The following is an 8,781-nucleotide window of genomic DNA, read 5'->3' as shown; positions in this document are numbered from 1 at the left end:
GATTGATTGTTTATTTTAACATCAAAAAATATAACTATTTCTACTGTTCGCTGCTGGATTATAAGACGATTACATGTGAATCAAGCCCGCGTGATAATGAATATCTGGCATGTTGTACTAAAAAAAGATGTTTTGCTTTGACAATCACCTGTGCTTTTGCGACAACATTCAAGGAAGAAGAAAAGCAGTGTTTCGCGTGTGGTGAATTTTCATGCACGCAAATGCCATTTTTACCCGGATCACTGAAATCTACGTATGGTGTGGACAGACGTCATACGTGATGTCGGAGGGTGGCCGCGAGGCGCCGGGGCTTCTCATACGCAACCCCTGGGATATGCGTCGTTGCAGCAACAACGGCGTGTTGAAAACGGGAGAAGGCTCTGAACAGTGAAGTGCACAGAGTCAAGACAGGAGTAGGGAAGGAATACAGAGAGACAATAATAATGGTAGATAGTAAAAAACGCCCTGGCAAAGATCTCGACCGCATCGACCGCAACATCCTGAATGAGCTGCAAAAAGATGGGCGTATTTCGAACGTCGAGCTTTCCAAAAGAGTAGGACTTTCTCCGACCCCGTGCCTTGAGCGCGTACGTCGTCTGGAACGACAGGGTTTTATTCAGGGCTATACCGCGCTGTTAAACCCGCATTATCTGGATGCATCGCTGCTGGTATTTGTTGAGATTACTCTGAATCGCGGTGCGCCGGACGTATTTGAACAATTTAACGCCGCAGTGCAAAAACTTGAAGAAATTCAAGAATGTCACCTGGTATCCGGTGATTTCGACTATCTGTTGAAAACCCGCGTACCGGATATGTCGGCTTACCGTAAGCTTCTTGGCGAGACCCTGCTACGCCTGCCAGGCGTTAACGACACTCGTACTTACGTCGTGATGGAAGAGGTCAAGCAGAGTAATCGTCTGGTAATTAAGACCCGCTAAAACGGAACAGGTGCAAAATCAGCGTAGTTTGATTACACTCCTGTTAATCCATACAGCAACAGTGTCGGCGCAATCTGGCACTGTTGTCCGTTTTAGCATTTGGCACCTGGAGAGCCTTTCTTGAGCCAGGAATATACAGAAGACAAAGAAGTCAAACTCACAAAACTCAGCAGCGGACGCCGGCTCCTTGAGGCGTTACTCCTTCTCTGCGCCATTTTTGCCGTCTGGCTAATGGCAGCACTACTGAGCTTCAATCCTTCCGATCCCAGCTGGTCGCAAACGGCCTGGCATGAGCCTATCCACAATTTGTGCGGTGCGCCCGGAGCATGGCTGGCCGATACGCTGTTCTTCATTTTCGGCGTGATGGCTTACACCATTCCGGTGATTATCATCGGCGGCTGTTGGTTCGCCTGGCGACACCGTGCCAGCGAAGACTATATCGACTATTTTGCCGTATCGCTGCGCCTGATTGGCGTGCTGGCGCTGATCCTGACCTCTTGCGGCCTTGCCGCCATTAACGCCGATGATATCTGGTACTTTGCGTCCGGCGGCGTGATTGGCAGCCTGCTCAGCACCGCGTTACAGCCGATGCTGCATAGCAGCGGCGGCACTATCGCCCTGCTGTGTATCTGGGCTGCGGGTCTGACGCTGTTTACCGGCTGGTCCTGGGTCAGTATCGCCGAGAAAATGGGCAGTTGGATCCTCAATATCCTGACTTTTGCCAGCAATCGCACCCGTCGCGACGATACCTGGGTCGATGAAGACGAATACGAAGAAGAAGACGAGTACGAAGATGACGTAGCGCAGAGCAATACGCGCGAATCTCGTCGTGCCCGCATCCTGCGTGGCGCACTGGCCCGCCGTAAGCGTATTGCTGAAAAATTCGCAAACCCGATGGGCCGCAAAACCGACGAAGCGCTGTTCTCGGGCCGCCGAATGGATGAGCCGGAAGAGACCGCCCGCTACGCGGCCCAGGCCGATCCAGATGATGTACTGTTCTCCGGTGCCAGCGCGACGCGCGCGGCGGAGTATGATGAATATGATCCGCTGCTGAATGGCCACTCGGTGACCGCGCCAGCCGCCGCAGCAACTGCCGTTGCTTCAACCCCAGTATGGGCAGCCGATTCGACCCAGGCGATTGCGTCAGGGGAAGCGCCGGGTGTGGAATGGCAGTCCGTGCCATCGCCAACTGCCGTTGACCCAACTATCGCACCTGCGCCAGAAGGCTGGCCGCCAGTGCAGCAGCCTGCTTACGAACAGCCGCAGTATGCACAGCCTCAGCAACCGGCTTACGAGCAGCCGCAGTACGCTCAGCCTCAGCAGCCGGCTTACGAACAGCCGCAGTACGCTCAGCCTCAGCAGCCGGCTTACGAACACCCGCAGTACGCTCAGCCTCAGCAACCGGCTTACGAGCAGCCGCAGTACGCTCAGCCTCAACAGCCGGCTTACGAGCAGCCGCAGTATGCTCAGCCTCAACAGCCGGCTTACGAGCAGCCGCAGTACGCTCAGCCTCAGCAACCGGCTTACGAGCAGCCGCAGTACGCTCAGCCTCAGCAGCCGGCTTACGAACAGCCGCAGTATGCTCAGCCTCAACAGCCGGCTTACGAGCAGCCGCAGTATACTCAGCCTCAACAGCCTGCTTACGAACAACCGCAGTATGCTCAGCCTCAGCAGCCGGTTTACGAACAGCCGCAGTATGCTCAGCCTGAACAGCCTGTTCACGAACAGCCATACGTGGCCGAGCCTGCGCCGACTGTTGAACCAGAACCGATTGTTGAAGAAGAAGTTAAACCGGCCCACCGCCCACCGCTCTACTACTTCGAAGAAGTGGAAGAAAAACGCGCGCGTGAACGTGAACAGCTGGCAGCATGGTATCAGCCGATCCCTGAACCTTTAGCGCCGGTTGAACAGCGCGCTTCGTCCATGCCTTCTGCATCGGCGTCGGTTGCGGTGCCTGAACCTTCAGCCGCTGTGGATCCGGTTGCGGCCAGCGTTCGTCACGCAGCTACCGCTGCTGGCACCGTCGCTGCCGCAGCAGCGTCAGCGCCGCTGTTTAGCCCAGCTGAAGGGCCGCGTCCGCAGGTGAAAGAGGGCATTGGCCCGAAATTACCGCGTCCGAACCGTGTCCGCGTGCCGACGCGTCGCGAACTGGCGTCCTATGGCATCAAGCTGCCGTCGCAGCGTATGGCCGAAGAACGTGCCGCGCGCGAAGCTGAGCGTTATCAGCATGATGACGATGTTAATCTGAGCGACGATGAAGCCGATGCGCTGGAACAAGATGCGCTGGCGCGTCAATTCGCCGCCTCTCAGCAGCAGCGCTACGGTGAATCGCACGTTGAGGATTACGCCGAGGATGAAAATGACGCCGATGCCGCCGCGGAGGCTGAACTGGCGCGCCAGTTTGCCGCCTCTCAGCAGACGCGTTATGCCAGCGAGCAGCCGGAAGGCGCGCATCCCTTCTCGCTCGATGACTTCGAATTCTCGCCGATGAAAGCGCTGGTTGATGATGCGCCCAAAGCGCCGCTGTTTACCCCAAGCGTGATGCCGGAGCCTGAGGCACCGCAGCCGCAGCAATATCAACAGCAGCCGCCTCAGCATGCGCAAGGCTATCATCAGCCACAACAGCCACAACAGCCGCAGTATGCGCAGCCGCAGCAGCAACCGCAGTACGCGCCGCCGCAACAGCCTGCCACGCCGCCGCAGGAGAGCCTGATTCACCCGCTGTTGATGCGTAATGGCGACGACCGTCCGTTGCAAAAACCGACTACGCCGCTGCCGTCGCTGGATCTGTTAACGCCGCCGCCAACGGAAGTTGAGCCGGTCGATACCTTCGCGCTGGAGCAGATGGCGCGCCTGGTGGAAACGCGTCTGGCGGATTACCGTATCAAAGCTGACGTCGTGAACTACTCACCGGGCCCGGTTATCACTCGCTTCGAGCTGAATCTGGCGCCGGGCGTTAAGGCCGCGCGAATCTCTAACCTTTCTCGCGATCTGGCACGTTCTCTGTCGACCGTGGCGGTGCGCGTGGTGGAAGTTATCCCTGGCAAGCCGTACGTGGGTCTGGAACTGCCAAACAAGAAACGTCAGACCGTTTACCTGCGTGAAGTGCTGGACTGCGATAAATTCCGCGATAACCCGTCGCCGCTGACCGTGGTGCTGGGTAAAGATATCGCCGGTGAGCCCGTGGTGGCCGATCTCGGTAAGATGCCACACCTGCTGGTGGCGGGTACCACCGGCTCTGGTAAGTCTGTCGGCGTGAACGCCATGATCCTCAGTATGCTGTACAAAGCGCAGCCGGAAGACGTGCGATTCATCATGATCGACCCGAAAATGTTGGAACTGTCGGTTTACGAAGGGATCCCGCACCTGCTGACGGAAGTGGTTACCGACATGAAAGACGCCGCCAACGCCTTGCGCTGGAGCGTCAACGAGATGGAACGCCGCTACAAGCTGATGTCGGCGCTGGGTGTCCGTAACCTGGCGGGCTATAACGATAAGATCGCCGAAGCCGCGCGCATGGGCCGTCCGATCCCGGATCCTTACTGGAAGCCGGGCGATAGCATGGACGCCACCCATCCGGTGCTGGAGAAACTGCCTTACATCGTCGTGCTGGTGGATGAATTCGCCGACCTGATGATGACCGTTGGTAAAAAGGTCGAAGAGCTGATTGCGCGCCTGGCGCAGAAAGCGCGTGCGGCGGGGATCCACCTGGTGCTGGCGACCCAGCGTCCGTCGGTGGATGTGATTACCGGCCTTATCAAGGCCAACATCCCAACCCGTATTGCGTTTACGGTTTCCAGTAAAATTGACTCCCGTACCATTCTCGATCAGGGCGGCGCGGAATCGCTGCTGGGGATGGGGGATATGCTTTATGCGGCCCCGAACTCGAATACCCCGATACGTGTCCACGGCGCGTTTGTACGCGACCAGGAAGTTCATGCGGTGGTTCAGGACTGGAAAGCGCGCGGTCGTCCGCAGTACATCGACGGCATCACCTCCGATAGCGAAAGCGAAGGCGGCGGCGGCGGCTTCGAGGGGGGCGAAGAGCTGGATCCGTTGTTCGACCAGGCGGTGAATTTTGTGACCCAGAAACGTAAAGCATCTATCTCCGGCGTGCAGCGTCAGTTCCGCATCGGCTACAACCGTGCGGCGCGTATCATCGAACAGATGGAAGCGCAGGGAATCGTCAGTGAACAGGGGCATAACGGCAACCGTGAGGTGCTGGCACCGCCACCGTTCGACTGATTGCAAAGATGGGTAAATAAGTCAAAATTCAGTATTTTCTTCTGTCGCCGCTCAGGATGAAGTCTTAGAGTGAGTGATAGAAGCTCTCCTGGCGGGAGCATGAGGCTATTTAAGGAATAACAATGAAAAAAGCAGCGATCACGTGTGCATTACTTTCCAGCTTTGTTGTCAGCAGCGTATGGGCTGACGCCGCCGGTGACCTGAAAAGTCGTCTTGACAAAGTCAGCAGTTTCCACGCCAGCTTCACCCAGAAGGTGACGGACGGTAGCGGCAACGCGGTACAGGAAGGTCAGGGCGATCTGTGGGTAAAACGTCCGAATCTGTTTAACTGGCATATGACCCAGCCGGATGAAAGTATTCTGGTTTCCGACGGCAAAACCCTGTGGTTCTATAACCCGTTTGTTGAGCAGGCGACCGCGACCTGGCTGAAAGATGCCACCGGCAACACGCCGTTTATGCTGATTGCCCGTAACCAGGCCAGCGACTGGCAGCAGTACAATATCCAGCAAACCGGCGATGATTTTGTGCTGACGCCGCGCGGCAGCAACGGCAACCTGAAGAAATTTACCATTAACGTCGGACGCGATGGCACTATCCATCAGTTCAGCGCCATCGAGCAGGACGATCAGCGCAGCAGCTATCAGCTGAAATCGCAGCAGAACGGTTCGGTGGACGCGTCCAAATTCACCTTTACACCGCCGCAGGGCGTGACGGTGGACGACCAGCGTAAATAAGAGGCATGCGTGGGCAACCTGTCGCTCGATTTTTCAGATAATACCTTTCAACCTCTGGCCGCGCGTATGCGGCCAGAAAACTTAGCGCAGTATATCGGCCAACAGCATCTGCTGGCGGCCGGTAAACCGCTGCCCCGCGCCATCGAGGCCGGTCATCTGCATTCGATGATTCTGTGGGGGCCGCCAGGCACCGGCAAGACCACGCTGGCGGAAGTGATTGCTCGCTATGCCAACGCCGACGTGGAACGAATTTCAGCCGTCACCTCCGGGGTGAAAGAGATTCGCGAGGCCATCGAGCGCGCGCGGCAGAATCGTAATGCCGGGCGGCGCACAATTCTCTTCGTCGATGAAGTTCACCGCTTCAATAAAAGCCAGCAGGATGCGTTCCTGCCGCATATCGAAGACGGCACCATTACCTTCATCGGTGCGACCACCGAAAACCCATCCTTCGAATTAAACTCGGCGCTGCTTTCCCGCGCCCGCGTTTATTTGCTGAAGTCGCTCACCACCGAAGATATTGAGCAAGTGCTTACTCAGGCGATGGAAGATAGCGAACGAGGTTACGGCGGTCAGGATATCATCCTGCCAGACGAAACTCGCCGCGCGATTGCCGAACTGGTGAATGGTGATGCGCGTCGGGCGCTCAATACCCTGGAAATGATGGCCGATATGGCCGAGCTTGATGACGCGGGTAAGCGCGTACTACAGCCACAGTTGCTGACTGAAATAGCTGGCGAGCGCAGCGCGCGTTTTGATAACAAAGGCGACCGTTTTTACGATCTGATTTCCGCGCTACATAAATCGGTACGCGGCAGCGCGCCGGATGCCGCGCTGTACTGGTATGCGCGCATCATCAGCGCCGGCGGCGACCCGCTATACGTGGCGCGGCGTTGCCTGGCGATTGCCTCAGAGGATGTGGGCAACGCCGACCCGCGCGCCATGCAGGTGGCTATCTCCGCCTGGGACTGTTTTACGCGCGTCGGCCCGGCCGAAGGGGAACGGGCGATTGCGCAGGCCATCGTTTATCTTGCCTGCGCGCCGAAAAGCAACGCCGTCTACACCGCGTTTAAAGCGGCGATGGCAGACGCCCGTGAACGTCCGGATTACGATGTGCCGGTTCATCTGCGTAATGCGCCAACTAAGCTGATGAAAGAGATGGGCTATGGTCAGGAGTATCGCTACGCCCACGACGAACCTAACGCTTACGCCGCCGGCGAAGAATATTTCCCCAGTGAAATGGCGCAAACTCGCTACTATCACCCGACGAATCGGGGTCTTGAAGGCAAGATTGGCGAAAAGCTCGCCTGGCTCGCTGAACAGGATCAAAATAGCCGCACAAAACGCTACCGCTAGTGCAGTCGTTGCGGTAATGTTGTCAACGTACCTCTGCGACCACGGGCTGTGGTCGCATACTCCACTTTCAATTCGATAAGCATAGGATAAGCATGCTCGATCCCAATCTGCTGCGTACAGAGCCAGACGCAGTCGCAGAAAAACTGGCACGCCGGGGCTTTAAGCTGGATGTAGATAAACTTCGCGCTCTTGAAGAGCGTCGCAAAGTGCTGCAGGTAGAAACTGAAAATCTGCAGGCAGAGCGTAACTCGCGATCGAAATCCATCGGCCAGGCGAAAGCACGCGGGGAAGATATTGAGCCTTTACGCCTGGAAGTGAACAAGCTTGGCGAACAACTTGATGCCGCGAAATCTGAACTGGACGTTCTGCTGGCAGAGATTCGCGATATCGCGCTGACCATCCCGAACATTCCGCACGACGACGCGCCGGTTGGCCGTGACGAAAACGACAACGTTGAAGTCAGCCGCTGGGGCACGCCGCGCGAATTCGATTTCGAAATCCGCGATCACGTCACACTGGGCGAAATGCACAGCGGTCTGGACTTTGCTGCCGCCGTTAAGCTGACCGGTTCACGTTTCGTTGTGATGAAAGGTCAGATCGCGCGTATGCACCGCGCGCTGTCGCAGTTCATGCTGGACCTGCACACCGAACAGCACGGCTATAGCGAAAACTATGTGCCGTACCTGGTAAACCAGGACACCCTGTACGGTACCGGGCAGTTGCCGAAATTTGCCGGCGACCTGTTCCATACTCGTCCGCTGGAAGAAGAAGCCGACAGCAGCAACTACGCGCTGATCCCGACTGCGGAAGTGCCGCTGACCAACCTGGTTCGCGATGAAATCATCGACGAAGACGATCTGCCGATCAAAATGACCGCGCACACGCCGTGCTTCCGCTCTGAAGCGGGTTCTTACGGTCGTGATACCCGTGGTTTGATCCGTATGCACCAGTTCGACAAAGTTGAAATGGTGCAGATCGTGCGTCCGGAAGACTCCATGGCGGCGCTGGAAGAGATGACCGGTCACGCGGAAAAAGTCCTGCAGCTGCTGGGCCTGCCGTACCGTAAAATCATCCTCTGCACCGGCGATATGGGCTTCGGCGCCTGCAAAACCTACGACCTCGAAGTCTGGGTTCCGGCGCAGAACACCTACCGTGAGATCTCTTCATGCTCGAACGTCTGGGATTTCCAGGCGCGCCGCATGCAGGCTCGCTGCCGCAGTAAGTCCGATAAGAAAACCCGTCTGGTCCATACCCTCAACGGCTCTGGCCTGGCGGTAGGGCGTACGCTGGTTGCGGTGCTGGAAAACTACCAGCAGGCAGATGGTCGTATCGAAGTACCTGAAGTACTGCGTCCTTACATGAACGGTCTGGAATATATCGGTTAATTCCCTGATAGTTTCATCCGAAAAAGCGCCGAAAGGCGCTTTTTTTATATCCTCATTGATACTGAACAATACCTCTCCTGGTAGAACCCTTAATACTCACTTCGAAGTAGCAACAGCATATAACAC

6 protein-coding genes are annotated in these 8,781 nt (G+C 56.8%); all 6 read left to right on the top strand.

Annotated features, from left to right (window positions below; genetic code table 11):
- Positions 1–281: hypothetical protein (locus NNN71_RS22065; RefSeq protein ID WP_271459342.1), on the top strand; the 281-nt coding region annotated here is incomplete at its 5' end.
- A 162-nt stretch (positions 282–443) separates the two neighbouring features.
- A complete protein-coding gene (lrp, locus tag NNN71_RS22060) occupies positions 444–938 on the top strand; it encodes a leucine-responsive transcriptional regulator Lrp (protein WP_000228469.1) in 495 nt (164 codons plus the stop codon).
- A 120-nt stretch (positions 939–1,058) separates the two neighbouring features.
- Positions 1,059–5,183 (top strand): DNA translocase FtsK 4TM domain-containing protein, encoded by a 4,125-nt coding sequence (locus NNN71_RS22055; RefSeq protein ID WP_271459341.1) that lies wholly within the window; start codon positions 1,059–1,061, stop codon positions 5,181–5,183.
- 122 nt (positions 5,184–5,305) lie between these two features.
- Positions 5,306–5,917 (top strand): outer membrane lipoprotein chaperone LolA, encoded by a 612-nt coding sequence (lolA, locus tag NNN71_RS22050; RefSeq protein WP_163447737.1) that lies wholly within the window; start codon positions 5,306–5,308, stop codon positions 5,915–5,917.
- Between the two features lie 9 nt (positions 5,918–5,926).
- The gene (gene rarA / locus NNN71_RS22045) at positions 5,927–7,270 is read left to right on the top strand and encodes a replication-associated recombination protein RarA (protein WP_167576298.1); all 1,344 of its coding nucleotides are present in this window, start codon (positions 5,927–5,929) and stop codon (positions 7,268–7,270) included.
- A 92-nt stretch (positions 7,271–7,362) separates the two neighbouring features.
- On the top strand, positions 7,363–8,655 hold the full coding sequence (serS, locus tag NNN71_RS22040; RefSeq protein ID WP_035892448.1) for a serine--tRNA ligase: 1,293 nt from the start codon (positions 7,363–7,365) through the stop codon (positions 8,653–8,655).
- The last annotated feature ends 126 nt before the right edge of the window (positions 8,656–8,781 follow it).

Source organism: Kluyvera sp. Awk 3, from assembly GCF_028069715.1.
GTDB classification, from domain to species: domain Bacteria; phylum Pseudomonadota; class Gammaproteobacteria; order Enterobacterales; family Enterobacteriaceae; genus Kluyvera; species Kluyvera georgiana_A.
The sequence above is the reverse complement of the archived record's forward strand: the minus strand, read 5'-3'. Positions and strand labels throughout refer to the sequence as shown.

Excerpts from the sequence above, each read along its gene's own strand:
- lrp (WP_000228469.1), top strand. The coding sequence starts at position 444 with ATGGTAGATAGTAAAAAACGCCCTGGCAAAGATCTCGACCGCATCGAC.
- lolA (WP_163447737.1), top strand. The coding sequence starts at position 5,306 with ATGAAAAAAGCAGCGATCACGTGTGCATTACTTTCCAGCTTTGTTGTC.
- serS (WP_035892448.1), top strand. The coding sequence starts at position 7,363 with ATGCTCGATCCCAATCTGCTGCGTACAGAGCCAGACGCAGTCGCAGAA.